Source organism: Geodermatophilus sp. SYSU D00696, from assembly GCF_054050235.1.
This window is the reverse complement of record NZ_JBJGYY010000009.1, coordinates 72,976-97,565: the sequence shown is the minus strand read 5'-3', so window position 1 is coordinate 97,565 and position 24,590 is coordinate 72,976. Positions and strand designations below refer to the sequence as shown.

Below are 24,590 nucleotides of genomic sequence, written 5' to 3'. Positions count from 1 at the left end.
GCCGGCGCCCGGGGAGCCCCGGGCACCGGCACGGAACGGTGGGTCAGTCGGCGAAGGCGGCGCGCAGCCGCTCCTCCTCCGCCGCGGACAGGTTGGTGGTGATCAGGTGCGGGCGGTGCACCTCGAAGGCGCTCCGGACCTTGTCCGGCACGACGTCCGAGGTCATCACGAACAGGGCCGAGGTGCCCGGCGTGACCTGGTCCCGCACCTCGCGGATGAAGTCGTCGTCGATGCCGACGTCGCCCATCGCCCCGCCGAGCGCGCCGAACGCGGCGCCGATCGCGGCACCGAGCAGCGGCACGAAGAAGACCAGGCCGAGGAGCAGCCCCCAGAAGCCGCCGCCCAGCGCGCCGCTGCCGACCAGGTTGTCGGCCTGGTGGGTCTTGGGCTTCCGGTCCCCCGGGTACCAGGAGACGGTCGCGGCGTCGTGGACGTGGACGAGCTCCTGCTTCTGCAGGTCGGTGAGCGTGTCGAGCGCCATGTCGGCGCCCTGGGGGGAGTCGAACCGCCAGACGGACAGCGTTGCCATGCCAGCTCCTCGGGTGGGGACGTCGGTGCCTCCCACGGTGCGGAGCCCGCCGCGGTGCTCCCTCACCCGTAGCAGGCGAACGGCCCGGTCACCGCCGTGGAGCACCGACCCGGACACCACCCGTGTCACCGATGAGCTACGCACGGTGACGTGACGCCGTGTCGTCTGGCGGGTCCTCACCGACCGTGCATCCGTTCTCTTCCCTGCGGCGAAGTGGTGGCTGAGTCTGTGCCGTGCGACCACGGGGGCCGCCGTGACCGTGGACCCTTCCTCCACTCCCCCGGCGGGTACCCATGGGCCGTCGTCGACCGAGGAGAGGTCGAACCGGATGCAGGTGCTGCAGAGCAAGCTGCGCCGACCGCAGGTGAGCCAGTCGGTCCTCGACCGCACCTGGCTGTTCCGCCGTCCGCTGACCCGCGCACCCGACACCGGCGACGAGGGGACACCCGCCGGCACGTCCGTGACGGTCCTCTCGGCCCCCGCGGGCACCGGGAAGACGACGGTGATGTCCACCTGGGCGCGCGACCGGTCCGAGCAGGGTGCGCGGGTCGCGTGGGTGGCACTGGACGGCGGCGACAACGACCCGGACACCTTCTGGACCACGGTCACGGAGGCGGTCCGGGGCGCGCTCTCCACGCCGTCCGGGGAGGCGGTGGACCCCCCGCAGACCGGTGCCGGCAGCTGGCGGCCCCCACCGGCGGTCCGGCTCGAGCTGCTGATCGCCCAGGTCCCCGGGCCCCTGTGGCTGTTCCTCGACGACCTGCAGGAGGTGGACAACCCCGAGGTCCTCGCCGGCCTGGACGCGGTCGTCCGCCGTCCTCCCGACGGGCTGCACCTGGTCCTGGCCACCCGCCGCGACCCGGCCCTGTCCCTGCACCGCTGGCGGCTCAGCGGCGGCCTGCGCGAGATCCGGGCGGCCGACCTGGCGCTGGACGCCGACGAGGTGCGGCGCATCCTCGGCCAGCACGGCGTCGAGGTCACCGACGACGACCTGCGCCTGCTGGTGGAGCGGACGGAGGGCTGGGCGGCGGGGATCCGGCTGGCCGCCCTCACCCTGGCCGACGCCCCGGACCCGCACGTGGTGGTGCAGCGCTTCGCCGGCGACGAGCGGCAGGTGGCCGACTACCTCGCCACGGAGGTGGTGGCCGGCCTGGGCGACGCCGAGCGGCGGCTCCTGCGGCTGTGCGCGGTGCCCGAGCAGCTGACCGCCGAGCTGGCGGTCGCCCTCACCGGGGACCCCGCCGCCGAGGACGTCCTCGAGCGGCTGCACCGCAGCAACGTCCTCGTGGTCCGCCTGACCGAGACCGAGGACTGGTACCGGATGCACGCCCTGCTGCGCAGCCACCTGCTCGCCGGGCTGCGCCGCAGCGACCCGCAGGAGCTCGCGGCCGCCCACCGCCGCACGGCCCTGTGGCTGGCCGGCCACGGGCACCTGGCGTGGGCGATCGGCCACGCCCTGCAGGTCGGCGACCCCGCCCTGGCCACGGAGATGCTCACCGCGCACGGGCCCACTCTGCTGGCCGACGGCCGGGGTCAGGTGCTGCACCGGCTGATCCGCTCGGGTCCCGCGGACCTGCTCGGCGACCCGGCCGTCGCCCGGCTCGCCGTGCTCGCCGCCCTGGAGGTGGAGGACACCCCGGCGACGGCGACCCGTCCGGCCGCGGTCGACGGCGGACCGTCCGCGCCGCGCAGCGACCCGCTGGACGCGCTGGTCGCGCTGCAGCAGGCCCGGCACCACCTCGCGCTGTCCCCGGCCGTCCTGGCGGCCACGACCGGGGTGCCCGACGTCGCCGACCCGGACCTGCGGCTCCTGCTGCTCCTCGTCCGGGCGCGGGTGCAGTACCTGTCCGGCCGGCTGGAGGAGGCCGGGGCCGGCTGGCAGGAGGCGGCCGAGCTGGCCCGGCGCACCCGGAACGGGCACGCGCTGGTCGGTGCGCTGACCGGCCTCACCGCCCTGGAGACCACCCGCGGGCGCTTCGACGCCGCCTGGGCGCTCGCGGAGGAGGCCATCCGCGTCGCGGCCCGTCTCGGCCCGCTGCGCAGCCCGGACGTCGGCGCGGTCCTGGTGATGGCCGCGCGCTGCGCCCGGCAGCGCCTCGACGGAGAGGGTGCCCGGCACCTCGCCGCCCGCGCGGCGGTGATCCTCGACGACAGCCCGAACCTGTCGGCGCGGCTGTCCATCCGCTGGCTGCGGGCGGTCGTCGACCTCGAGGCCGGCGGCGACCCGCTCGAGGCGGCGCGTCACCTGACGGCGAGCTGGGCGCTGGCCGGGGAGGAGCGGATCTCACCGCTGGTGGCGATCCACCTCGCGTTCCACCAGCACCGGTGCGCCTGGCTGGCGGGCCGGCCCGACTGGGCGGCCGAGGCGCTGGTGCACCTGGCCGAGCACGCCGGGCCGGGTGGGGAGCTGGCCACGCTGCAGGCCCTCGAGCACCTGGCGCGGGGACGCCACGACGCCGCCCGTGCCCGCGTGGCGCCCGTCGTCGGCGGCCGGCTCCGGTGCCTGATGCCGATCTTCCACCTGCAGGCGTGGCTGCTCGAGGCGCAGCTGGCCGCGACGGCCGGGCAGTCCGCGCGCAGCCACGAGGCGCTCCAGCGGGCACTGCAGATGGCCGGCGAGATGCAGGCGCTGCGCGGTTTCCTCGACGTGCCCGGCATCCCCGCCCTGCTCGACGAGCAAGCCGGCCGGTTCGGCCGGCTCGACCCCCTGGTCGAGCGGATCCGCGCCGCGTCCCGCACCCGGCCGGACCACCCCTTCGTGCCGATGACCCCGCGGGAGCTGGCCCTGCTGACCGACCTGCCGGCCCAGCTGACCCTGGAGGAGATCGCCGCCCGCCAGCAGGTGTCGGTCAACACCGTGAAGACGCACGTGCGCTCGATCTACCAGAAGCTGGGTGCCTCCAGCCGCCGCGACGCCATCGCCACCGCCCGCCGCCGCGGCCTGCTCTGACCGGGGTGGAGGCCGGGACGGGTCAGTCGGGCAGCCGGCGCAACTCCACGACGGTCAGGGCGAGGGACTGGAAGCGGGCCAGCAGGCCGTGCAGCTGCGCGCCGTCACCGACCGGCCCGAACAGCACCGTGCCGCCGGCGGATCCCGGCCGGGCGGTGAGCTCGGGGAACGCGGCGCACGTCTCCTCGGACAGCCGGCCCGGGAGCAGGAACTCGTAGCGCGGGACGGTCGCGCCGCCGGTCCGGGTCTGCTCGGGCATCAGCGCCTCCGTCGTCGGCATCGGTGGCCGGCCTCCTGCATGACCCCGTGACCGGCAGGAGTCTCGTGCGCCGGCCGGCCCCCCGGATCACCCGCGCCGGATGAGCGGCACCCGCCCCGGGCGGGTCAGTCGGGCAGCTGGCGGAACTCCACGACGGCGAGGCCGAGGTGCCGGAACCGGTCGAGCAGGCCGTGCAGGTGGGCCCGGTCCTCGACCGGCCCGAACAGCACCGTCCCCCCGGTCGCGCTCCTGCCCACCGCCAGCTCGGGGAAGGCGGCGGCGACGGACTCCGGCACCCGGCCGGGGAGGAGGAACTCGTACCGCATGCACCCGACCCCCTGACTGTCCGCGTCCGGCCGATGCTCCCCCGGACGCGGTCCGGCGGACCTCACCCGGCCGGCGCGAGCCCGGCCGTCACCGGCGCGACCGCAGCAGCCAGCCGACGGCCGCGCCGAGCAGGACCATGATCGTCAGGATGAGCCACACCGGTGCCGAGACGTCCACGGTGAACAGGTCCACCGTCACCCGCTCGCGGTTCTGCACGATGAACACGACCGCGACGACGGCCGGGACCAGCGCGACGACCTGCCCGGGACGGAGCGACGCCGCCGGGCGCTGCGGGGACGAGGTCGCGGGTCGGTCGGCCATGGCGGTCCTCCACCGGGCGGGGGTCCGCCCGGGCGGCGGACCCTCCGGGACACGCTCGCCCGCGCGGGGACCGGCGCGGATCACCTGATCCAGATGACCCGGCCCGGACCGGCCCGCGGTGCCCGGCTCACCTGCTGGGGGCGACGCCCCGGACGGGCACCGGCCGCACCCTGCACGCGTGACCGACCCCGCTGGTGACCGCGTCCTGCCCCGCTGGCTGGTCGTCCTGCTCGGGGTCGCCGCCACGGTCATCGCGGTGGCCGGGGTGCGCAGCGCGGCCGACGTCGTCGCCCCGGTCTTCCTGGCCCTCATGCTGATCATCGCCGTCCACCCGGTCCTCACGTGGGCCCGGCGGCACGGGGCCCCGACCTGGCTGGCGCTCACCCTCGCCCTGCTCGTGCTCTACGCCGTCGTGATCGGCCTCGTGCTCACCCTGGGGGTGTCGGTCGCCCGGCTGGCCACGCTGCTGCCCGAGTACCGGGAGGAGATCGACGGACTGATCGACGACGTCGGGGGGCTACTCACCTCGCTCGGCATCGGCCAGGACGAGGTCGACCGGGCGCTCGCGGGGATCGACCCGGAGTCCGTGCTCGGCTTCATCGGCGGGCTGGTGTCGGGGCTGCTCGACGCGGTGAGCAACCTGCTGTTCGTCCTCGCCACGGTCCTGTTCATGGGGGTCGACGCCGGCGGGCTGCCCGACCGCCTGCGATCGGTGCCGGGGGCCTCCCCCGCCCTGACAGCCGCGCTGGGCGGCTTCACCCGGAGCACCCGCAGCTACCTGGTGGTGTCGACCGTGTTCGGCCTGGTCGTGGCCGTCGTCGACACCGTGGCGCTGTTCCTGCTCGGCATCCCGCTGCCGATCCTGTGGGGGCTGCTGTCCTGGATCACCAACTACGTGCCCAACATCGGGTTCGTGATCGGGCTGGTCCCCCCGGCGCTGCTGGCCCTGCTCGTGGACGGACCCGGCCTGGCGCTCGTCGTGGTGGTCGTCTACAGCGTCGCCAACTTCGTGATCCAGTCGATCATCCAGCCGGCCGTGGTCGGCGACGCCGTGGGCCTGTCGGTGACCGTCACGTTCCTCTCCCTGGTGGCCTGGACCTGGATCCTGGGCCCCCTGGGTGCCCTGCTCGCCCTGCCGCTCACGCTGCTGGTGAAGGCGGTGCTGCTCGACGCCGACCCCGGTCGGGAGTGGGCGCGGACGCTGGTGTCCAGCCCGCCGCCGCGACCCGGGCGGCGGGCGCGGCGGCGGCCCGGGCCGGACGCCGCGGCACCGGGACCCCCGGCCCCCGGCCCCGACGACGCTCCTCCCGCGGCGCCGGACGGCCGCGGACCGGCCGGCCCGGACGGTGCCCGGCCGGCGCCCGAGGACGCGTCCCGCGGCGCGCCGTGACCGTCTCCTCCCCCGGTCCCCGGCTCGCGTCCTGGCGCTCGGGCCTGTCGTCCTCGCTGCTCTGGCGCTGCGCGCGGCGGTTCGTCGGCATCACCGGCTACGACCGGGCGCTGGGCCTGGCGGCGCAGGCCTTCGTCGCCACCGTCCCGACGACCGTGGTCGTCTCGTCGGTGACCGAGGAGGCCGGGGACGGCCTCGCCGAGGGGGTCGTCACGCGGTTCGAGCTGTCCGGCGACACCGCGGACCTGGTGCGCGAGGCGCTGCGGCCACCGGCCGACACCAGCCTCACCGTGTGGGGGGCCTGCCTGCTCGTGGTGTCCGGCATCGGCTTCACCCGGGCGCTGCAGCGGGCCTTCCGGGCGGCCTGGCGGATCCCGCCGTCGCCGGGGTGGCGCGGCTGGCTCGGGGGCGTCGGCGGCGCCGTCGCGGTGGCCGCCGTCGTCGTCGCCGGCATCGGCGTGGCCGTCCTGGTCGACGGCTTCCGGGGAGCCGGCCCGGCGGCCTTCGCGGTCCGCGCCTGCGTCTCCGGCGTCCTCTGGCTCGTGGCCACCCGGCTGCTGCTGGGCTGGTCGCTGCCCTGGCGCCCGTTCGTGCCCGGCGCGGTCGTGGCCGGCGCGGGGACGGCCGCGACCTGGCTGGTCTCCGAGGTCTGGCTGCCCCAGGCGTTCATCTCCCAGGCCGGGACCTACGGGCTGGTCGGGATCGTCGTCGTGCTCATCAGCTGGCTCATCCTGATCGCGCTGCTCCTGGTCGTCGCGGCCGTGGTGGGCGCCGAGCTGTGGCACGCCCGCGGCGACCCAGCGGCCTCCACCCGGCCGGACGGCATCGCACCGCTCGCCCGACCCGGGTGATCCCCCCGCGCCGGGCGACGACCCGGCCTCGACGGGCCCGGACACCCGAGGAGGACACCGGCATGGAGACGCTCGCGGCCCCGTACACGTTCGAGGGCGGCTACCCGACGCCGGAGACGGTGCAGCCGGTCTACGACGACGCCGACCTGGCCCGGGCCGTCACCGTGTACCGGTCTTCCTCCCCACCGTGTCCGGCGCGGCGGTCTACCAGGGCGACCTGGCCGCCGGATCGGTGCCCGACCGGGTCTTCGGCGCCATGGACGCCCGGCCCCGGCACGTCGGCCTGACCCTCGACTCCGACACCCCGTACGGGCCGGTCGTGCTCGACCTGCACGAGGGTCCGGTGGTGATCGAGCTGCCGCCGGGCCCGCTGCTCGGCGTCGTCCTCGACCTGCACCAGCGGTGGCTCGCGGACATGGGCCTGCCCAGACCGGACGCCGGGCGGGGCAGGTCCCCCGTGGTCCTGCCACCGGACGGGGACGGCCCGGTGCCCGCGGCCCTCGACCTCCTCACCCGGGTGGTGGTCCGCCCCCTCACCGCCACCGGCGGGCCGGGCGCCGCCTCGTGGATCGACGTCTCCGGCGCGCCCCAGGACGCCACCCCGCACCGCTGGGAGGAGGGCCTGGAGTTCCGGCGCGTGCTGCACGACGTCGTCGACACCGAGCCGCACGCACCGGAGCGGAGCGTGGTGTACGGCCTGCTGGCCGCGCTCGGCATCGCGCGGGGCCGGCCCTTCGCACAGGACGAGCGGATGACCCGGATCCTCGGGGAAACGGCCCGGAGGGGAGCCGCGCAGCTGCGGGTGCAGTCGCTGGCCGACCGCCGGCCCGACCGGGTGCCTGGCCCGGCACGCACTGGGAGTGGGCCACGCTCGGGCAGGACCCGGAGTTCGTCCGCCCGCGACGGTGACCTGGACGCCGACGCCCGCGACAAGTGGTTCTTCCAGGCCATCGGCGTGTCCCCCGCGATGATGCGGCGGGCGGTCGGCGCCGGCTCCCTCTACTGGCCGGGGACGCGGGACGCCACCGGCGCCTGGCTCGAGGGCGGCGTGTCCTACCGGCTCGTCGTCCTCCAGCCGGTGCCCGCGCGGCTGTTCTGGTCGGTGACCGTCTACGACGCCGCCACCCGCAGCCAGGTCTCCACCCCGCAGGGCCGGGCCGCGATCCGGTCACTGTTCGAGCTGGCCGACCAGGACCCGGCCGCACCGGTCGAGCTGCGGTTCGGACCGGAGGACCCCGGCGCCGGCAGCCGCTGGACCAGGACGGTCCCCGGCGCCGGGTGGTTCGCCTACGTCCGCGCCTACGGTCCCGAGCAGCCGGCGTTCGACGGCTCGTGGCGGCTGCCCGACGTCGAGAGGACCGGCTGACGGTGCGCCGGGCCGGGGGCCTCACCTGCCACGGATGAGCCGCGCGCCCGGCCGCGGCGTGCCCGTGCGGCACCGGACCGCTCCGGTCCCCGGTTGCCGTCCGAGACCTCATGCGCCCCGGGGGAGCCGCCCGCGGCGGGGGCGCTGCGACGGTCGCACCGACGCCGACCGACGGAGCAAGGAGCCCCCATGCCCCCCGACCACGCCGACCGGACCGACTTCGAGAACGCCGAGCGCGGGTTCGTCGACCGGCTCGAGCCCTGTCGCGTGACGGCCGCCGACGGCCGCACGGTCTGGGACCTGGAGCAGTACGCCTTCCTCGACGGCGACTGCCCGGACACCGTGCACCCGAGCCTGTGGCGGCAGGCCCAGCTGTGCCGCATCAACGGCCTGTTCGAGGTGACCGACGGCATCTACCAGATCCGCGGGTTCGACCTGTCGAACATGACGATCGTCGAGGGCGACACCGGGGTCGTCGTCATCGACCCGCTCATCTCGGCCGAGACCGCCGCGGCGGGCCTCGCGCTGTACCGCCGGAACCGCGGTGACCGCCCGATCACCGGGGTGGTCTACACGCACTCCCACGGCGACCACTTCGGCGGGGTCCGTGGCGTGCTGCCCGACGGCGCCGGCGGTGTCCCGATCCTCGCCCCGGCGGGCTTCCTGGAGCACGCCGTGTCGGAGAACGTCTACGCCGGCGGCGCCATGCTGAGGCGCGGCGACTACATGTACGGGATGCTGCTCGGCGCCGGTCCGACCGGCCAGACGAGCACCGGCCTGGGCATCGCCGGGTCCACCGGCACGCCGGGGCTGCTCGCACCCACCGTGGACGTCACCCGCACCGGGCAGGTCGAGACCGTCGACGGCGTGCGCATCGTCTTCCAGCTCACGCCGGGGACCGAGGCGCCGGCGGAGATGAACGTCTCCTTCCCCGACCGGCGGGCGCTGTGCATGGCCGAGAACGCCACCCACAACATGCACAACCTGCTCACCCTGCGCGGGGCGCTGGTCCGGGACCCGCGCGTGTGGTCGCGCTACCTCGACGAGGCGATCGAGCTGTTCGGCGCCGACACCGACGTGGCCTTCGCCTCCCACCACTGGCCCACCTGGGGGACCGAGAACGTGGTGCGGTTCCTCGCCGAGCAGCGCGACCTGTACGCCTTCCTGCACGACCAGACCCTCCGGCTGCTCAACGAGGGCCTGACCGGGATGGAGATCGCCGAGGAGTTCCGGCTCCCGCCGGCGCTGGACTCGGCCTGGCACGCCCGCGGCTACTACGGCTCGGTCTCGCACAACGTCAAGGCGATCTACCAGCGGTACCTGGGCTGGTTCGACGGGCACCCGTCCTCGCTGTGGGCACACCCGCCGCAGGCCGCCGCCACCCGCTACGTCGACGTCATCGGTGGCCTCGGTGCCGTCCTGGAGAAGGCGAGGGGCTACGCGGACGCCGGTGACCTGCGGTTCGCCGCCGAGCTGCTCAAGCACGCCGTCTTCGCCGAGCCGGAGGACGCCGACGCGCGGAACGCCCTGGCCGACGTGTACGAGCGGCTCGGGTACGGCTGCGAGAACGCGACGTGGCGCGGCTTCTACCTGACCGGCGCCGAGGAGCTGCGCCACGGCATCCAGCCTCCGCCGCTCACCTTCGCCGAGGGCATGGCCGCCGCGCTCACCGTCGAGCAGCTCTTCGACACCCTGGCCATCCGCATCGACGGCCTGCGCGCGGCGTCCGAGTCGCTGGTCATCGACTGGCGGTTCAGCGACCTCGACACGATGGTCCGCACCCGGCTGTCCAACGGGGCGCTCATCCAGACGACCAACCCACGGTCGGCCGCCGACGCGGACCTGGAGGTCACCCTCACGAGGGCCCAGCTGCTCGGTGTCCTGGCCGGACACGGCCTCGAGGGCACCAAGCACGTGGGCGATCCGGCGGCGTGGACACGGCTCCAGGACTGCCTCACCACACCCGACCGGGCCTTCCCCGTCGTGACGCCCTGACCCGGCCGCCGGCCCGGACGTGACACCGGCCTCCGACGGGTGTACAACGTGAGTGAGTGCTCACTCACCTCGCTGTCCCCTGTTGGAGGAGAAGCACCATGCCAGCGGCTCCGGCCTCCCCGCCCACCACCACGCCCACCACCACGACCTCACTGCGCACCACCGCGCTGCGTCGGACCTTCGGCCCCGTCGTGGCCGTCGACGACCTGACCCTGGCGCTGCCCGCCGGCGGCGTGGTCGGCCTGGTCGGCCCCAACGGTTCCGGCAAGTCCACCCTGATCCGCATGCTGCTCGGGCTGGTCCGCCCGAGCGGGGGCACCGGCGAGGTCCTCGGCGAGCCGATCACCGACCCGACGGCCTACGCCGGCCGGGTCGGCGCGCTGATCGAGAGCCCCGCCTTCGTGCCCGGGATCTCCGCGCGGGCCAACCTCGTGTCCCTCGCCCGCCTGCGCGGGGTGCCCACCGGCCGGGTGGACGAGGTGCTCGACGTCGTCGGCCTCCTCGGCCGCGACCGGGAGCCGGTCCGGCGCTTCTCCCTGGGCATGAAGCAGCGCCTGGGCATCGCGGCCGCGCTCCTGCCCGACCCCGCCCTGCTGGTCCTCGACGAGCCGACCAACGGCCTCGACCCCGCGGGCATCGTCGAGATCCGGGCCCTGCTCCAGCGGCTGGGCCGGTCCGGCCGCACGGTGGTCGTGTCCTCGCACCTGCTCTCGGAGATCGAGAGCATCTGCACCCACCTGGTCGTCATCCGCTTCGGCGTCCTGCTCTACAACGGGACCGTCGCCGACCTGCTGGCCCGCGCCGCGACGCACGTCGACGTCGCCCCCGAGCACGAGGCCGACACCGAGCGGCTCGGCGGCGTTCTCGCCCAGGCCGGGTGGGACGTCTCCGCGGCGGCGCCCGGCCGGCTGCGCGTGTCCACCGACACCGACGCCGCGGCGGCGGTCAACCGGGCCGCCGCCGCGGCCGGCATCACCCTGCGCGCCCTGACCGTCACGCGCGACAGTCTCGAGTCGGTCTTCCTCGCGATGACCGGCAGCGACGACGGCGAGCTGGCCGCCTCCCGCGCGGCAACCGCGGAGGGGTCCCGGTGACCGCCGTCGTCCGCAGCGAGCTGGTCCGGCTCCGCCGGCGCAGCATCCTGGTCGGCTGGCTCGGCCTCACGGCGCTGTTCACCGTGCTGGTCGACCTGGTGGTGTTCCAGGTCGTCGAGCCGGGCGCGCCCCCGGCCGAGAACGGGCCCGGCGTCACGTTCCCCAGCGCCGCCGAGCTGCTCAGCAGCGAGGGGATCGTCGCGGGCCTCGGCGCCGCCTCGTCCTTCTCCGGCGTCATCGCCCTCGCCTTCTGGGCGCTGGCCTCGGCGTCGGACTGGTCGACCGGCCTGGTGCGGGTCCTCGCCGCCGCCGAACCCCGCCGCTGGCGCCTGCTCGCCGGCAAGTGGGTCGCCCTGGCGATCACGACCGCCGGCGCGACGCTCACCGCCGTCCTGGTCAACCTCCTGGTGGCGCCGGTCGCCGCCTCCGCGGGCGGGTACGAGCCCACCGCCTGGGGCGACGACGTGGTCTCCGTCGTGCTCGGCGCGGCCGTGAACCTGTACCTGTCCCTACTGGTCTGGGGCACGATCGGCCTGGCCCTGGCCACCGTCACCCGGTCGGCCGGGATCGCCATCGGCATCGGCGTCGGGTACGTCCTGCTGGTCGAGGCGGTCCTCACCGTGGCCGTCGAGTCCCTCCGCGAGTGGCTGCCGGGCACGACGATCACCGCCCTCGCCCAGGGCGGCACGGCCGACCTCGCCTACAGTGGCGCCCTGGGGCTGGGCCTCGCCTACGTCGTCGTCGCGGCCGCCGCCTCACTCGCCGTCTTCCGGCGCCGTGACATCACCGACTGACCCCGTCCGGCGCCGCACCGCCGACCCGGGAGCCCTGACCATGCCGCGCGGCGTCGACACCCGGGCAGCCCTGATCCGGGCCGCGACCGAGCTCGTCGCCGAGGTGGGGTACCACGACGCCACGACCCGGGCCATCGCCGAACGCGCCGGGGTGGCCGAGGGCTCGATCTACCGCCACTTCCCCGACAAGCGGGCGCTGTTCGTCGCCGCGGCCCTCGAGGGCCAGCGGGGGCCGGCCGAGTGGCTGGCCGACCTGCCCGCCCGCGCCGGGGACCGGCCGGTGGCCGACGTCCTCACCGAGGTCCTCGTCGAGCTCTCCCGGCTGCGGGAGGCCGTCGTCCCCCTGGAGCTGGCCATGGCGGCCACCCCCGAGCTGCAGCGGCAGCTGGCGGGAACCGCGCTCGAGGAGGCGATCGCGGCGCGGGGCGGTCCTCCGCAGCTGCTCGCCGACTACCTGCGCGCCGAGCGCGACCTCGGCCGGGTGCGTGCCGACCTCGACCCGACGCGCACGGCGGTGGTCCTGCTCGCCACCCTCTTCGGCGTGCAGACCAGCCCGCTGGCGGCCCCGGGCGGCCTCGACGAGCGCGGCATCCGCGAGGTCGTCACCCTGTTCGTCGACGGGATCGCCCCGCGGGCGCCGTCCTCCCCCGACGCCGGGTCCCGCTAGGACGGCGGCTCCCCCGCCATGGCCCGGGCCCAGCCGCCGGGGTCCCGGACGGGGTGGCCGTGCACCGGCACGACCAGCGCCGGCTCGAGCCCGGCCAGCCGGCGCCGGGAGCGCCGCACCGCTGCGGGGTCGTGGTGCAGCGACGCCGGCAGGTGCAGCCACCGCGGGCGGCGGGGGTCGCGGGACAGGTTGACCGGGCCGTCGCCCACCACGAGGGTGCGGTCGGCCTCCCGCCACAGCGCGATGGTGCCCGGGCTGTGACCGGGGACCTCGACGACCCGGAAGGACCCCACGGCGTCCCCCTCGCGCAGCCGCCGGTCGACCGGTGCCCGCTCGGGGTCGGCCAGCCGGGCCACGGCCCGCCCGACCCGGCTGGTCACGGTGTCGATGCGCCCGGACTCGAAGCGGTCGGCGTCGCCGTGGCCCATCTCCAGCCGGGTGCCCAGGGTGGCGCACAGCCAGGCGGTCGACCCGAGGTGGTCGGCGTGCGCGTGGGTGACGACGTGCGCGGCGACGTCACGCCCGCGCAGCAGGGCCGCGAGCCGGCGCCGCGACCAGCGCACCCCGGAGTCGACGACCACGTCGTCGACCACGACCAGGTTGAGCCACGGCCCGGGCACCGTCGGGCCGGACCAGACGCCGTCGGCGAGCTGCCGGAGCTGCGCGGGCACCGGCCGAGTCTGGCGCACCCCGGGCCGGGGTGGCGGGCCGGGGATCCCCACGGGCCAGGGATCCCCACGGGCGCGAGGGACCCCGGCCGGCGCCGAGGCTGGCACCGGTGACCCCGCCCCGGAGAGGACCCGGCCATGGCCAACGACCACCTGATCCCCGCCGCCCGCCGCGTCGGACGGCTGTTCCACCCCGACGACGTCCGGGCCGAGGACCGCGGGATCGCCGACGGCGAGGACGCGCTGTGGCCGGTCGAGGCCGACTTCTCCCTCGACGGGGCCACCGAGTGGCTCAACTCGCCCCCACTGACCGGAGCGGACCTGCGCGGCCGGGTCGTCATGGTCAACTTCTGGACCTTCACCTGCATCAACTGGCTGCGCCAGCTGCCCTGGGTCCGCGCGTGGGAGGAGGCCTGGCGCGGCTCGGGGCTGGTCGTGGTCGGCGTGCACTCGCCGGAGTTCTCCTTCGAGCACGACGTCGACCACGTCCGCCGCGCGGTGCAGGACCGGTCGATCCGCTACCCCGTCGCCGTCGACGACCACTTCGCCGTGTGGCACTCCTTCCACAACCACTTCTGGCCGGCGCTGTACCTGGTCGGTGCCGACGGGCGGCTGCGCCACCACACCTTCGGCGAGGGCGGCTACGAGGAGACCGAGGCCATCGTCCGGCAGCTGCTCACCGAGGCCGGCGCCGGCGACCTCGGCCCCGAGCCGGTGCCGGTCGACGCCCGCGGCATCGAGGCCCCCGCCGACTGGGACACCCTGCGCTCCGCGGAGACCTACCTCGGCTACGACCGCACCACCGGCTTCGCCTCCCCCGGCCGGCTGGTCGCCGACCGGCCGCACGCCTACACCGCGCCGTCCCACCTGCGCACCGGGCACTGGGCGCTGACCGGCGGCTGGACCATCGGCCGCGAGGCGGCGGTGACCGAGGAGGCCGGCGCGCGGCTGAGCTGCCGCTTCCACGCCCGCGACCTGCACCTGGTGGTCGCGCCGCCGGCCGGGGCCGCCGCGCGGTTCCGGCTGTCGCTCGACGGCCGCCCGCCCGGTGCCGACGCCGGGGACGACGTGGACGCCTCCGGAGAGGGCGAGGTCACCGGCCCGCGCCTGTACCAGCTGGTGCGCCAGCACGGCGCGGTCGGGAGTCGCACGGTCGAGATCGAGTTCGCCGACCCCGGCGTCGGGGTCTACGCGTTCACGTTCGGCTGACCCGCCGCCGGCCGGGCACCGCCCGCGGACCGGCCCCCGTGCGCCGGCCCGCGGGCGGTCAGCTCCCGACCGCGACCGCGCGGCGTCGGGCGCGGCGCAGGACCACCGCGCCGACCCCGGCCGCCACGGCGACGCCGATCACCACGCCGGTGCCGTTGCCGTCGGCCGGCATCTGCGTGGCCGGCGGGCAGGCGGCGTCGGCCGTGCGCGCGGCCAGGTTGATGCCGCCCAGGTGCCACATCGGCCCGCCGCCGCCGGTCACGGTCACGGCGAACACGCCGTGCCGGACGCCCGGGTCGAAGGTGGTCGGCTGCGGGCTGCCGTACCCGGTGGGCGTGACCCGGTTGGCCGGGCCGACCGGGATCTCCACCGGCGCGCCGGTGCGGTTGTCGTAGCCGAACACCGCCGTCCAGCTGCCGTCGTCGTGCCGGACGACGCAGTCGACGACCGGGACGACGTCGGGCGGCGCCGAGCGGTTCGGCGCCGCACCGGCCACCCCCGGCGCGAGGACGACGACGGCGCCGACCGCTGCGGCCGTGGCCGACCGCGCGAGGCGGGACCGGCCGCGGCGGGCCGGCGGGGTGCTGCTCATGGGGCGCGGGGTCCTGTCGTCCGGGCGGGCGGCTGTCCTGACACCGGACCATCGGCAGCCGGCCGGGCCGCTGCAGCCGGACGGCGGGCGACCACCCGCCCGGGTGAGGACTACTCGAAGCGCACCGGCTGGCCGGTGGCCTCCAGCACCGACAGCCACAGGTCGCCCAGCGGGTCGACGTGGTTGCGGCGGCTGACCGCCAGCGGCATGGGGATGTGCACGAACCGGCGCCGCCGGCGGGCGACGATCACCTCGGTGCGCCCGGCCATCGCCGCGTGCACCGCGGCGTGCGCCAGGCGCAGGCAGTAGGCGCTGTCGTAGGGGTTGGCCGGCACGCTGCGGATGGCGTAGCTCGGGTCGAAGTAGCGGACGTTGTTCTCCACCCCGGCCTTGTCCAGGTGCTCGCAGACCAGCCGGCGCAGCAGCCGGCCGATGTCGCCCAGCCGCACGTTGCCCGACGCGTCCCGCCCGGGCTCCTCCTCGTCGATGTGCTCCTGGCCGGCGCCCTCGGCGACCACCACGACGGCGTGCCCGCGGTCCTCGACCCGGCGGCGCAGGTGCTCGAGGAAGCCGCGCTCGCCGTGCAGCGCGAAGGGCACCTCGGGGATGAGCACGTAGTCGGCGTCGTCCTTGGCCAGCACCGAGTAGCAGGCGATGAAGCCGGAGTGCCGGCCCATCAGCTTGACCAGCCCCACCCCGCCGGGCGCCGACCGCGCCTCGACGCTGGCCGCGTGGATGGACTTGGTGGCCTCGGCCATGGCGGTCTGGAAGCCGAAGCTCTGGTCGATGTAGGGGATGTCGTTGTCGATCGTCTTGGGGATCCCGACCACGGCCACCTTCAGGCCGCGCTCGCCGATCACCCGCACGACCTCCATGGCGCCGCGGATGGTGCCGTCGCCGCCGACGACGAACAGGATGTTGATGTTGAGCCGCTCGAGCGCGTCGACGATCTCCTCGGGGTCCTGCACGCCCCGGGAGGTGCCGAGGATGGTGCCGCCCTCGTCGTCGATGTGCTGGACGACCTCGGGGGTCAGGTCGACGACGTCCTCGCCGTAGTGCGGGATGAAGCCGCGGTAGCCGTTGCGGAAGCCGACGATGCGCCGCACGCCGTAGTGCCGGCTCAGCTCCAGCACCAGCCCGCGGATGACGTCGTTGAGGCCCGGGCACAGCCCGCCGCAGGTGACGATGCCGACCCGGGTCTTGGCCGGGTCGAAGTAGATGCGCTTGCGCGGGCCGCCGGGCTCGAGGCTGGGCAGCTGCTCGACCGGCAGCCCGCGGGCGCCGGCCATGGAGATGGTGTCGTCGAAGAGGATCCGGTCCTCCTCCACCACCGAGTGCTGCGTCGTCTCGCGCGAGGCGAGCCGCTCGGCCAGCGGCGAGTCGATGCGGCACGGACCGAGCGTCCGCACGGCGAGGTCCTCGTGTCCGATCACGGCTCCACGGTTCCACACCGGTGCCGCGGCGCTGCGCGCGGCACCCCGGTCATCAGGACGTCATGTCGAATCCGTGACCGTGCGGCCGTCCGCACCATGTGCCCGACCCTGCGCTGCGGGGTGAGGTCGGGCACCGCACGGTGGGGACGGCGTCAGTCGACGAGGTCGAGCGCGGCGCCGACCAGCGAGTCGACGTCGAGGCCGTGGTACCGGTACACGCTGTCGAGGTCGCCGCTCTGCCCGAAGCGGGTGACGCCCAGGTGCGTGGCAGGCACGCTCCGCACACCGGCGAGGAAGGCCAGCGTGTGCGGGTGGCCGTCGAGCACGGTGAGCAGCGGGGTGGCCCGGTCGGCGGGCAGCACGGTGTCGAGCACCCACGGCGCGGCCTCGTCCAGGCCGCGGCGGGCCTGCGCGGCGCGGAACAGCAGGCCGGGGCTGGTCACCACCACCACGTCGGCGGGGAACCCGAGCCCGTCGAGGCGCTCGGCGGCGGCCAGGGCCTCGGGGACGACGGCGCCCATCGCGGCCACGGTCACCGCCGGGCGCGGCACCCGGCGCAGCGGGTAGGCGCCGGCCACCACCTGGCGACGGCGGCGCTCCCGGGCGGCGGGGTCGGCCGGGACGGCGGCCAGCGCCTGGTCGACCGGGCGGGTGGACAGCCGCAGGTAGGCCGACTGCCCGCCGGGGCGGCCCATCTGCCCGAGCGCGGCGAGCAGGCACCACTCGGCGTCCAGCGCGAACGCCGGCTCGTAGGAGAGGCAGCCAGGCTGCTCCAGGCCGATCGACGGCGTGGTGATCGACTGGTGCGCGCCGCCCTCGGGCGCCAGCGTCACCCCCGACGGGGTGCCCACCAGCAGCGACTGCCCGCCGGCGTAGACGGTGAACGACCACGGCTCCAGCGCCCGCCCGACGAAGGGGTCGTAGAGCACGCCGATCGGCAGCAGCGGCTGGCCCCAGCGGGACCAGGTGGCGCCCAGCTCGCCGATGGCGCCGACCAGGTTGGTCTCGGCGATGCCGAGCTCGACGTGCTGGCCGGAGGGCCGCTCGCGCCAGTGCAGGATCGTCTCGGGGTCGTCGGCGAACCAGTTGCGCCGGTCCTCGTGCGACCAGACGCCGACCTTGTTCACCCAGCCGCCGAGGTTGGTCGAGCTCGACACGTCGGGGCTGACGGTGACCACCCGCCGGCCCACCCCGGGCGCGGCGCGGTTGAGGTCGAGCAGCGTGCGGCCCAGCGCCGCCTGGGTGGTGGCCGTGCCGTGGGGGGTGCGGCCGAGGTCGGCCGGGACGTCGGGCGCCGGGGCCTGCTCCGGCGGGGTGCGGGCCAGCCGCTCGGCGGCGGCGGCGAGCAGCCGCGCCGGCGCGCTGCCGGCCGGGAAGCCGGCCCAGGGGTCGGCCGGGTCGACGCCGACGCGCGCGGCCAGCTCGCCCAGCTGCGCCTCGGTGAGCAGCGCCGAGTGGTTCTGCGGGTGGCCCTCGGTGGCCAGGCCGTGGCCCTTGAGCGTGTAGGCGATGACGACGGTGGGGCGGGTGTCGTCGATCTGCGCGAAGGCCTCCCGCAGCGCGGCCAGGTCGTGCCCGCCGAGGTTGCGCACCGCGGCCACCAGGGCGTCGTCGGGCACGTCGGCGATCAGCGCGGCGACCGCGTCGGCGCCGGGCTCCTCCCCCGGCAGGTGGGCGCGCAGCTCGGCCGGCGCGCGGCGGACCATCCGCTGGTACTCGGCGTTGCTCATGCCGTCGATCCGGGCGCGCAGCGCCGGCCCGCCGGGACGGGTGAACAGCTCCTCGAGCAGCCGGCCGTACTTGACGGTGAGCACCTGCCAGCCGGCCGCGGCGAACATCCCCTGCAGCCGGGGGACGCCCATGGTGGGGACGACGCGGTCCAGCGACTGCCGGTTGAGGTCGACCACCCACACGACCTCGCCGAGCTCGGCGACCATCGGGTCGAGCACGGCCTCCCACACCGCGCCCTCGTCGAGCTCGGCGTCGCCGACCAGCGACCACTGCCGCCCGGTGCCGCCGGCGCCGAACTGGGTGTTGACGTAGCGGCGGGCCAGCGCGCCCCAGATCGGCGCGGTGGCGCCGATGCCGACCGAGCCGGTGGAGTAGTCCGCCGGCACCGGGTCCTTGAGCCGCGAGGGGTAGGACTGCAGGCCGCCGAACTGGCGCAGCGTGGTCAGCCAGGAGGCGTCGAGCTGCCCGAGCAGGAACTCCAGGGCGTGCAGCACCGGGCTGGCGTGCGGCTTGACCGACACCCGGTCGTCGGCGCGCAACTGCTCCAGCCACAGCGCGGTCATGATCGTCACCATCGAGGCGCTGGAGGCCTGGTGGCCGCCGACCTTGAGACCCGACGGGTTCGGGCGCACCCGGTTGGCGTGGTCGACGACCGCGGTGGCCAGCCACAGCACGCGCTGCTCGATCTCGCGCAGGGCGGCGTCGTCGGCGCCGGTGGCGGGCGGCCGCGGGGCGGCGAGCGTCATGGGACTCCTGTCGGGCGTCGGTGGGGGGACCACAGGATGGCGCGTGCCCGTGGTCCGCCCGTGGCGAGGTCCTGCGTGCCACCCTGCCCTGCCACGACCGGACCGTCGCCCGAGGAGGCCGGCAGCCGATGACCGCACCCGACCGCGAGGAGCTGCTCCGCTCGCTGTACCGGGCCTTCACCGTCCGCGACCTCGACACCGTGCTCGGAGCGATGAGCCCCGACGTCGACTGGCCCAACGGCTGGGAGGGCGGCCGGGTGCACGGGCACGACGGCGTCCGCGACTACTGGGAGCGCCAGTGGGCGCAGGTCCGGCCCTCGGTCCGGCCCACCGCCGTCCGCGAGCGCCCCGACGGCTCCGTGGAGGTCACCGTCGCGCAGGTGTTCCGCGACCCGGGCGGGGCGGTGCTGTCGCGGCGCACGGTCCGCCACGTGTACCGGTTCACCGCCGGCGACCTGGTGGCCCGGATGGACGTCGAGGCGTAGGCGCGCCGGGAGGTCCCGACACGCCCGGTGTCCGTGCGACCCTGCTGGGTATCGGACCGCCGTCCCCGGAGGACGCCGACCATGACCGACCCCGACCGCGACGAGGTCATCCGGTCGCTGTACCGGGCCTACAGCGCGCACGACCTGGACGGGGTGCTCGCCGTGCTCAGCCCCGACGTCGACTGGCCCAACGCCTGGGAGGGCGGCCGGGTGCACGGACGGGACGCCGTCCGGGCCTACTGGGAGCGCCAGTGGCAGCACATCCGCCCCTCCGCCCGGCCGACCACCATCCGGGAGCGCCCCGACGGCGCGGTCGAGGTCACCGTCGCCCTCGTCGTCCGCGACCCGGCCGGCACCCTGCTGTCGCGGACCACCGTCCGCCACGTCTACCGCCTCGCCGGCGGGCTGGTGCAGCGCATGGACGTCCGGTACGAGCGGTAGGGCGTGTCTGACGGACCCATGCCGAGGGGAGCGACGTCCAGGTGGATGCTCCGCAAGGCCGAGGGGCCGCCGGATACCGGGGTTGTATCCGGCGGCCCCTCGAACGCAGCGGAGCGCCGCCTGGGCGGTGCTACCGAGGCTGGAGGTCCGTCAGACACGCCCTGGGCGCAGCGGCCCCGGCCGGCGCGAGGGGCGGCCGGGGCGCCACGGCGTCAGGGCACGAGGATCGCGCGCCCCCGGACCTTCCCGGCGTCGAGGTCGCGGAGCGCGTCCACGGCCCGGTCGAGCGGGTACTGCTGGGTGTGCAGGGTGACCTTCCCGGCCTGTGCGAGCACCATCAGCTCGGCCAGGTCGGTGTAGGTGCCGACGATGTTGCCCACGACGTTCTTCTCCCCGGCGACGAAGTCCAGCGTCGGGATCCGCAGCTCGCCGCCGTACCCGATGACGTAGTACGAGCCGGCGGGGCGGGTCATGCGCCAGCCGTCCATCTCCGCACCCTGCTCGGCGACGAAGTCGAAGACGACGTCGGCGCCCCCGCCGGTCAGCTCCTGGACGGCCCGCACCTGGTCGCCGTCGGCGACCACGGTCTCGTCCGCGCCGATCCGCCGGGCGAGGTCCAGGGCGTCGGGGTTGCGGTCGACGACGACCACCCGGGTCGCCGAGAGCGCGGCCAGGCACTGCACGCCGATGTGCCCGAGGCCGCCGGCGCCGATCACCACCGCCGTCGTGCCCGGGTGGAGCAGCGGGAGGGCCTTGCGGACCGCGTGGTAGGCGGTGATGCCGGCGTCGGCGAGCGCGGCGACGTCGGCGGGGTTGGTGGAGGGGTCGAGCTTCACGCAGGCGCGGGCGGTGGTGCGCAGGTACTCGGCCATCCCGCCGTCGTCGTTCGACAGGCCGGGGAAGAAGGCGTTCTCGCACTGCATGTCCCGGCCGGCGCGGCACGGCATGCACAGCCCGCAGCTGGGCTGGGGGTGCAGGATCACGGTGTCCCCGACGGCGACGTTGGTGACCCCCTCCCCCACCCGGTGCACCCACCCGGCGTTCTCGTGGCCGATCACGTAGGGCAGGTCCGGGTTCTGCAGCTCGGCCCACTGGCCCTCGAGGATGTGCAGGTCGGTCCGGCAGACCCCGGCGCCGCCGATCTTGACGATGACGTCGAGGGGCCCCTGCAGCCGCGGTTCGGGGATCTCGTCGATCCGCGGGTCGGCGTGGTACTCGTGCACGCGGACGGCCTTCACGAGCGCACCTCCAGGGGGATGAGCGGACGGTCGTCGGGTCGGGGGGTCTGGTCGGCCTCCGACCCGGGGTAGCGGGTGGTGAGCAGCCCGCGGCAGAAGTGCGCGTTGCCGTCGACCGAGATCCGCACGGAGCGGGCCCGGCGCAGCACCGGCTCGGCGCGGGCGGGGTCGGGGCGGGTGCCGTCGTCGTGGAGCAGCACCGGGGCGGCGTCGTCGACGGGCAGGCCGAGGGCCGCCCGCCGGCGGCGCAGGGCGGCCGCGGCGTCGGCCGGGAGGTCGCCGAGGGTGGCCTCCCGGACGTCCACCGCCGGGTCGGTGCGGAGCAGGGCGGTCAGCGCCCGCTCCATCGCCGCGGTGTGCGCCTTGCGCCGGAAGGTCGCCCGCAGCTCGTCGAGGGACTCCTCGGCCTCGTGGCCGAAGGTGCCCCGGTAGCCCAGCCCCGCGGCGAGCCCCCGGTTGATGAGGTCGGAGTCGTGGTGGTCGTCGAGCTCGACCACCACCGAGTCCACCCCGGGGAGCGCGGACACCGCGTCGTGGGCGTCGGAGACCATCAGCCAGGCGAAGTTGGGCGCGCAGAACGAGGTGGGCAGCCGCAGGTGCACCTCGACGGCGCGCCCGTCCACGGACACCGAGCGGACGAAGCCGACGTCGGTGATCGGCTCGTCCAGCTCGGGGTCGACGACGGTGCCGAGCGCGGCGCGGACCGAGCTCTCGGTGACGGGGGCCTCGGTTCCGCCCAGCGCGGGGAGGACGGCGGTCACCGGACGCCCGCGAGGTCGGCGGCGGCAGGCTCGCGCGGGCCGGTGGCGGTCTCGTCGGCGTCGGGCAGCCGCAGGTGCTCGGGCACCGGCAGGTCGTAGAGCTTGGCGGCGTTGAGGCCGAGGACCTTCTTCTTCACCTCGGTGGTCAGCGGGGCGTACTCGGTCATGTCCTCGGGGATCTGGAAGTCGACGAACCGCTCCACCAACCACTTGGGCGTCCACAGCGCGTAGTCGCTGGCGAAGAGGATGCGGTCCTCGCCGAGCCAGTAGACGAGCTCGCCCATGATCTGCGCGAAGTACCGGGGGCGGGTGTGGATGAACGGGATCGCGACCGCCAGGCCCGCGTGCACGTTGGGCTCCTGGGTGGCGATCCAGCAGAAGTCCTCCAGCCGCGGCAGCCCGCAGTGCTCGACGACGAAGTTGAGGTCGGTGAAGTCCGAGGCGGCGTGGTCGACGTCGGCCACGTCGAAGGCGTCGCGGTCGAGCGGGCGGATCGTCGGGCCCTTGTGGATGTGGATGGTGCGGATGCCCAGCTCCCGGCAGGCCTCGAAGTAGCGGTAGGCCATCGGGTCGGTGAGCTTCCAGCCGCGGGAGTCCCCGTGCCAGTCGGCGGTGTAGAGCTTCACGCCCTGCAGGTGCATCCGCTCGGCGTTGGCGCGCAGCGCGTCCAGGCCGTTCTCGCCGTCACGCGGGTCCCAGTAGTGGTTGTAGGTCAGCTTGTCGGGGTGGGCCTGGGCGAGGGCGAAGGCCTCCTCGGTCTGGCCGAAACCGCGGTGGTAGAACTCGGCCAGCCGGGCGGGCTGGAAGACAGCGTGGTCGACGATGCCGTCGACGAAGACGTCGCGCATCAGCCGCTCGCCGCCCTGGTAGAGGTACTCCTCGTAGCCCCAGACCTCGGACTCGGGCGACAGGTTGCGGTGGTAGTCGTAGAAGCAGTCGATGAACTGCTTGCCGTGGACGTTGCGCTGGTTCTCGGGACGGGCGTCCCACAGCGCGATGTGCGAGTCCACCACGTAGTACTGCTCGCCGTCCTTGGTGTACATCCGTCGGCCTCCGTCGGCTCCGGTATGTGAGGCGGGTCACCTCTGGGCTGCCGACGCTACGTCCGGGGGAGCAGGCCGCCCACGGTCGCGCCGTCTCACTCTGAGACACCCTCCGCGGGCCGCCGGCGCGTACATTGCCGTGGCACAGGTCACACGCCCCGATGCGTCCGACAGCCGGCCGGGAGGCCCCGTGGACGAGCCGGTCCCCGCCCCCGACCCGCTGCCCGACCCGGCGCTGGCCGCCCGCGGTGCCGCGCCGCGGGTGCGCGCCTCCTGGCGGCGCAGCCAGGGCTACGGCGTCCCGCCCGACGAGGTCGTGCCCGTGTTCACCGGGTCCCCGGACACCGGCTCGCTGCTCTACGAGTGCGCCCACCGGGTGCTCACCGACCTGCAGGCCACCATCGCCGACGAGCCGGTGAGCCTGATGGTCGCCGACCCCGACGGGTTCGTGCTCGCCCGCCTCGGCGAGGACGCCTCGATCCACCGGGCGCTGGACCGGGTGCACCTGGCGCCCGGGTTCTCCTACAGCGAGCGCAACGCCGGCACCAACGGCCTGGGCCTGTCGCTGGCCGACCGGACGCCGTCGCTGGTGCGGGCCGGCGACCACTGGTGCACCGACCTGCGGGGCTACACCTGCGCCGCCGCGCCCGTGCTCGAGCCCACGACCGGCGAGCTCGCCGGCAGCATCAACCTGACCACCTGGTCGGACTCCTCCTCCGACCTGCTGCTCGGCCTCGCGCAGACGGCGGCCAGCGCCACCAGCGCGCTGATGGCGGTGCGCACCGGCGGGCGGCCGGTGCCGCGGCCGGCGCCGCGCGGTGAGGTGTTCCGGGTGATCGGCGGGTCGCCGGCGCCCGACGGCGGCGACCCCTGCGTCTCGGCGGCGTGGCGGTCGGCGGTCGACGCCGCCGCCGCCGCGGTGGCCGCCGCACGGGTGGTGGCCGTCGTCGGGGAGCCGGGGACGGGCAAGGCGACGCTGGCCGCGCTCGCCCGCCGCCGGCTGCCCGGCCGCCAGCGGCTGCTGCACGCCCGGGCGCCGGAGGCCGGGGACGTCGCGCCGTGGCTGGACCTGTGGACCCCCGAGCTCCGCGACGCCGACACCTGCGTGATCGTCTCCGGTCTGCACACCCTCCCGGCGTGGGCGGCCGGGGAGCTCGCCGGGGTGCTGGCCGCGGTCCGCCGCTCCGGCCGGCCGCAGCCGTTCGTGCTCACCGCGCCGGACTACCCCGCGCTGCCCGACCCGCTGGCCCGCCTGGTCGACGCCGTCGTGGAGGTGCCGCCGCTGCGCGCCCGGGCCGACGACGTCCTCCCGCTGGCCGGGTGGACGGCGCGCCAGGAGCGCCACCGCACGGTGTCGTTCACCCCGCGCGCCGCCCGGGCACTGGCCGGCTACGGCTGGCCGGGCAACGTCGCGCAGCTGCGGCGGGTGGTCCGCGAGGCGGTGACCCGCGCCGACGTCGTCGACGTGCACCACCTCGCCCCGGAGGTGCTCGACGGCGGCGGCCGCCCGCTGTCGCGGCTGGAGCGGCTCGAGCGCGACGAGATCGTGCGGTGCCTGACCGAGCCGGGGACCACGATGACCCGGGTCGCCGAGGAGCTGGGCATCGGCCGGGCCACCCTCTACCGCAAGATCGCCCAGTACCGGATCGCCGTCCCGCCCCGCTCCGGCTGACCCGCTCCCCGGGCCGGACCGGCCCCGG

The 24,590-nt window shown here is 75.7% G+C and carries 23 protein-coding genes; 12 read left to right on the top strand and 11 right to left on the bottom strand.

What is annotated here, in order from left to right; all coding sequences use genetic code 11:
• Positions 1-43: 43 nt before the first annotated feature.
• Positions 44-529: a DUF1269 domain-containing protein gene (locus ACI79O_RS08145; RefSeq protein ID WP_456913809.1), complete on the bottom strand. Its 486-nt coding sequence runs from the start codon at positions 527-529 to the stop codon at positions 44-46.
• Between the two features lie 328 nt (positions 530-857).
• Here ACI79O_RS08145 and ACI79O_RS08140 point away from each other — a divergent pair, with 328 nt between their 5' ends.
• Positions 858-3,479: a LuxR C-terminal-related transcriptional regulator gene (locus ACI79O_RS08140; protein ID WP_456913807.1), complete on the top strand. Its 2,622-nt coding sequence runs from the start codon at positions 858-860 to the stop codon at positions 3,477-3,479.
• A 22-nt stretch (positions 3,480-3,501) separates the two neighbouring features.
• Here ACI79O_RS08140 and ACI79O_RS08135 read toward each other — a convergent pair whose 3' ends face one another.
• The 3 genes from ACI79O_RS08135 to ACI79O_RS08125 all read right to left on the bottom strand — a co-directional run bounded on the left by ACI79O_RS08135 (position 3,502) and on the right by ACI79O_RS08125 (position 4,386).
• Positions 3,502-3,759, bottom strand: a complete 258-nt coding sequence (locus tag ACI79O_RS08135; protein WP_456913806.1) for a hypothetical protein — start codon at positions 3,757-3,759, stop codon at positions 3,502-3,504.
• A gap of 104 nt (positions 3,760-3,863) precedes the next feature.
• Positions 3,864-4,064, bottom strand: coding sequence for a hypothetical protein (locus tag ACI79O_RS08130; protein ID WP_456913804.1), 201 nt, complete (start codon positions 4,062-4,064; stop codon positions 3,864-3,866).
• A gap of 88 nt (positions 4,065-4,152) precedes the next feature.
• Positions 4,153-4,386, bottom strand: coding sequence for a LapA family protein (locus tag ACI79O_RS08125; protein ID WP_456913802.1), 234 nt, complete (start codon positions 4,384-4,386; stop codon positions 4,153-4,155).
• A gap of 178 nt (positions 4,387-4,564) precedes the next feature.
• Between ACI79O_RS08125 and ACI79O_RS08120 the strand changes: the two genes are divergently transcribed.
• The 7 genes from ACI79O_RS08120 to ACI79O_RS08090 all read left to right on the top strand — a co-directional run bounded on the left by ACI79O_RS08120 (position 4,565) and on the right by ACI79O_RS08090 (position 12,543).
• Positions 4,565-5,776, top strand: a complete 1,212-nt coding sequence (locus ACI79O_RS08120) for an AI-2E family transporter (RefSeq protein WP_456913800.1) — start codon at positions 4,565-4,567, stop codon at positions 5,774-5,776.
• Positions 5,773-6,627, top strand: coding sequence for a YhjD/YihY/BrkB family envelope integrity protein (locus ACI79O_RS08115; protein ID WP_456913799.1), 855 nt, complete (start codon positions 5,773-5,775; stop codon positions 6,625-6,627). Before ACI79O_RS08120 ends, ACI79O_RS08115 begins: the two co-directional genes overlap by 4 nt.
• 187 nt (positions 6,628-6,814) lie before the next feature.
• On the top strand, positions 6,815-7,993 hold the full coding sequence (locus tag ACI79O_RS08110) for a DUF1214 domain-containing protein (protein WP_456913797.1): 1,179 nt from the start codon (positions 6,815-6,817) through the stop codon (positions 7,991-7,993).
• Between the two features lie 189 nt (positions 7,994-8,182).
• Complete coding sequence (locus ACI79O_RS08105) at positions 8,183-9,988, top strand: alkyl/aryl-sulfatase (RefSeq protein WP_456913795.1); 1,806 nt, start codon at positions 8,183-8,185, stop codon at positions 9,986-9,988.
• Between the two features lie 98 nt (positions 9,989-10,086).
• Positions 10,087-11,082 (top strand): ABC transporter ATP-binding protein, encoded by a 996-nt coding sequence (locus ACI79O_RS08100; RefSeq protein ID WP_456913793.1) that lies wholly within the window; start codon positions 10,087-10,089, stop codon positions 11,080-11,082.
• Positions 11,079-11,876: a hypothetical protein gene (locus ACI79O_RS08095; protein WP_456889913.1), complete on the top strand. Its 798-nt coding sequence runs from the start codon at positions 11,079-11,081 to the stop codon at positions 11,874-11,876. The genes ACI79O_RS08100 and ACI79O_RS08095 overlap by 4 nt, the downstream gene beginning before the upstream one ends.
• A gap of 40 nt (positions 11,877-11,916) precedes the next feature.
• Positions 11,917-12,543 (top strand): TetR/AcrR family transcriptional regulator, encoded by a 627-nt coding sequence (locus ACI79O_RS08090; protein WP_456913792.1) that lies wholly within the window; start codon positions 11,917-11,919, stop codon positions 12,541-12,543.
• On the opposite strand, the gene ACI79O_RS08085 is transcribed toward ACI79O_RS08090, so the two are convergent.
• A complete protein-coding gene (locus tag ACI79O_RS08085) occupies positions 12,540-13,214 on the bottom strand; it encodes an MBL fold metallo-hydrolase (protein ID WP_456913790.1) in 675 nt (224 codons plus the stop codon). The genes ACI79O_RS08090 and ACI79O_RS08085 overlap by 4 nt on opposite strands.
• A gap of 135 nt (positions 13,215-13,349) precedes the next feature.
• Here ACI79O_RS08085 and ACI79O_RS08080 point away from each other — a divergent pair, with 135 nt between their 5' ends.
• Positions 13,350-14,420 (top strand): thioredoxin, encoded by a 1,071-nt coding sequence (locus ACI79O_RS08080; RefSeq protein WP_456913788.1) that lies wholly within the window; start codon positions 13,350-13,352, stop codon positions 14,418-14,420.
• A gap of 58 nt (positions 14,421-14,478) precedes the next feature.
• Here ACI79O_RS08080 and ACI79O_RS08075 read toward each other — a convergent pair whose 3' ends face one another.
• The 3 genes from ACI79O_RS08075 to ACI79O_RS08065 all read right to left on the bottom strand — a co-directional run bounded on the left by ACI79O_RS08075 (position 14,479) and on the right by ACI79O_RS08065 (position 18,922).
• A complete protein-coding gene (locus tag ACI79O_RS08075) occupies positions 14,479-15,012 on the bottom strand; it encodes a hypothetical protein (RefSeq protein ID WP_456913787.1) in 534 nt (177 codons plus the stop codon).
• Between the two features lie 110 nt (positions 15,013-15,122).
• On the bottom strand, positions 15,123-16,445 hold the full coding sequence (locus ACI79O_RS08070; protein ID WP_456873297.1) for an ATP-dependent 6-phosphofructokinase: 1,323 nt from the start codon (positions 16,443-16,445) through the stop codon (positions 15,123-15,125).
• 152 nt (positions 16,446-16,597) lie between these two features.
• Positions 16,598-18,922, bottom strand: coding sequence for a transketolase-like TK C-terminal-containing protein (locus ACI79O_RS08065; RefSeq protein ID WP_456913785.1), 2,325 nt, complete (start codon positions 18,920-18,922; stop codon positions 16,598-16,600).
• A 128-nt stretch (positions 18,923-19,050) separates the two neighbouring features.
• On the opposite strand from ACI79O_RS08065, the gene ACI79O_RS08060 reads away from it, so the two are divergent.
• Positions 19,051-19,407 (top strand): nuclear transport factor 2 family protein, encoded by a 357-nt coding sequence (locus ACI79O_RS08060; protein WP_456913783.1) that lies wholly within the window; start codon positions 19,051-19,053, stop codon positions 19,405-19,407.
• Positions 19,408-19,488: 81 nt separating this feature from the next.
• On the top strand, positions 19,489-19,848 hold the full coding sequence (locus tag ACI79O_RS08055; protein WP_456873300.1) for a nuclear transport factor 2 family protein: 360 nt from the start codon (positions 19,489-19,491) through the stop codon (positions 19,846-19,848).
• Positions 19,849-20,060: 212 nt separating this feature from the next.
• Here ACI79O_RS08055 and ACI79O_RS08050 read toward each other — a convergent pair whose 3' ends face one another.
• Genes ACI79O_RS08050 through ACI79O_RS08040 form a run of 3 tightly spaced genes read right to left on the bottom strand, consistent with a single transcriptional unit; the run spans position 20,061 to position 22,890 of the window.
• Positions 20,061-21,086 carry an NAD(P)-dependent alcohol dehydrogenase gene (locus ACI79O_RS08050; RefSeq protein ID WP_456889926.1) on the bottom strand — a complete coding sequence of 342 codons (1,026 nt, stop codon included), beginning with the start codon at positions 21,084-21,086 and terminating at the stop codon, positions 20,061-20,063.
• On the bottom strand, positions 21,083-21,847 hold the full coding sequence (locus ACI79O_RS08045; protein WP_456913781.1) for a metal-sulfur cluster assembly factor: 765 nt from the start codon (positions 21,845-21,847) through the stop codon (positions 21,083-21,085). The genes ACI79O_RS08050 and ACI79O_RS08045 overlap by 4 nt, the downstream gene beginning before the upstream one ends.
• Positions 21,844-22,890, bottom strand: coding sequence for an amidohydrolase family protein (locus ACI79O_RS08040; protein ID WP_456889930.1), 1,047 nt, complete (start codon positions 22,888-22,890; stop codon positions 21,844-21,846). The genes ACI79O_RS08045 and ACI79O_RS08040 overlap by 4 nt, the downstream gene beginning before the upstream one ends.
• A 190-nt stretch (positions 22,891-23,080) precedes the next feature.
• Here ACI79O_RS08040 and ACI79O_RS08035 point away from each other — a divergent pair, with 190 nt between their 5' ends.
• Entirely contained in the window at positions 23,081-24,562 is a 1,482-nt protein-coding gene (locus ACI79O_RS08035) for an AAA-type ATPase lid domain-containing protein (RefSeq protein ID WP_456913780.1), read from the top strand.
• Positions 24,563-24,590: the final 28 nt, after the last annotated feature.

What these genes read in the sequence shown, in the direction of transcription:
- ACI79O_RS08145 (WP_456913809.1), bottom strand. Translation starts at nt 529, where the DNA reads ATGGCAACGCTGTCCGTCTGGCGGTTCGACTCCCCCCAGGGCGCCGAC.
- ACI79O_RS08140 (WP_456913807.1), top strand. Translation starts at nt 858, where the DNA reads ATGCAGGTGCTGCAGAGCAAGCTGCGCCGACCGCAGGTGAGCCAGTCG.
- ACI79O_RS08135 (WP_456913806.1), bottom strand. Translation starts at nt 3,759, where the DNA reads ATGCCGACGACGGAGGCGCTGATGCCCGAGCAGACCCGGACCGGCGGC.
- ACI79O_RS08130 (WP_456913804.1), bottom strand. Translation starts at nt 4,064, where the DNA reads ATGCGGTACGAGTTCCTCCTCCCCGGCCGGGTGCCGGAGTCCGTCGCC.
- ACI79O_RS08125 (WP_456913802.1), bottom strand. Translation starts at nt 4,386, where the DNA reads ATGGCCGACCGACCCGCGACCTCGTCCCCGCAGCGCCCGGCGGCGTCG.
- ACI79O_RS08105 (WP_456913795.1), top strand. Translation starts at nt 8,183, where the DNA reads ATGCCCCCCGACCACGCCGACCGGACCGACTTCGAGAACGCCGAGCGC.
- ACI79O_RS08100 (WP_456913793.1), top strand. Translation starts at nt 10,087, where the DNA reads ATGCCAGCGGCTCCGGCCTCCCCGCCCACCACCACGCCCACCACCACG.
- ACI79O_RS08090 (WP_456913792.1), top strand. Translation starts at nt 11,917, where the DNA reads ATGCCGCGCGGCGTCGACACCCGGGCAGCCCTGATCCGGGCCGCGACC.
- ACI79O_RS08080 (WP_456913788.1), top strand. Translation starts at nt 13,350, where the DNA reads ATGGCCAACGACCACCTGATCCCCGCCGCCCGCCGCGTCGGACGGCTG.
- ACI79O_RS08075 (WP_456913787.1), bottom strand. Translation starts at nt 15,012, where the DNA reads ATGAGCAGCACCCCGCCGGCCCGCCGCGGCCGGTCCCGCCTCGCGCGG.
- ACI79O_RS08065 (WP_456913785.1), bottom strand. Translation starts at nt 18,922, where the DNA reads ATGACGCTCGCCGCCCCGCGGCCGCCCGCCACCGGCGCCGACGACGCC.
- ACI79O_RS08060 (WP_456913783.1), top strand. Translation starts at nt 19,051, where the DNA reads ATGACCGCACCCGACCGCGAGGAGCTGCTCCGCTCGCTGTACCGGGCC.
- ACI79O_RS08055 (WP_456873300.1), top strand. Translation starts at nt 19,489, where the DNA reads ATGACCGACCCCGACCGCGACGAGGTCATCCGGTCGCTGTACCGGGCC.
- ACI79O_RS08040 (WP_456889930.1), bottom strand. Translation starts at nt 22,890, where the DNA reads ATGTACACCAAGGACGGCGAGCAGTACTACGTGGTGGACTCGCACATC.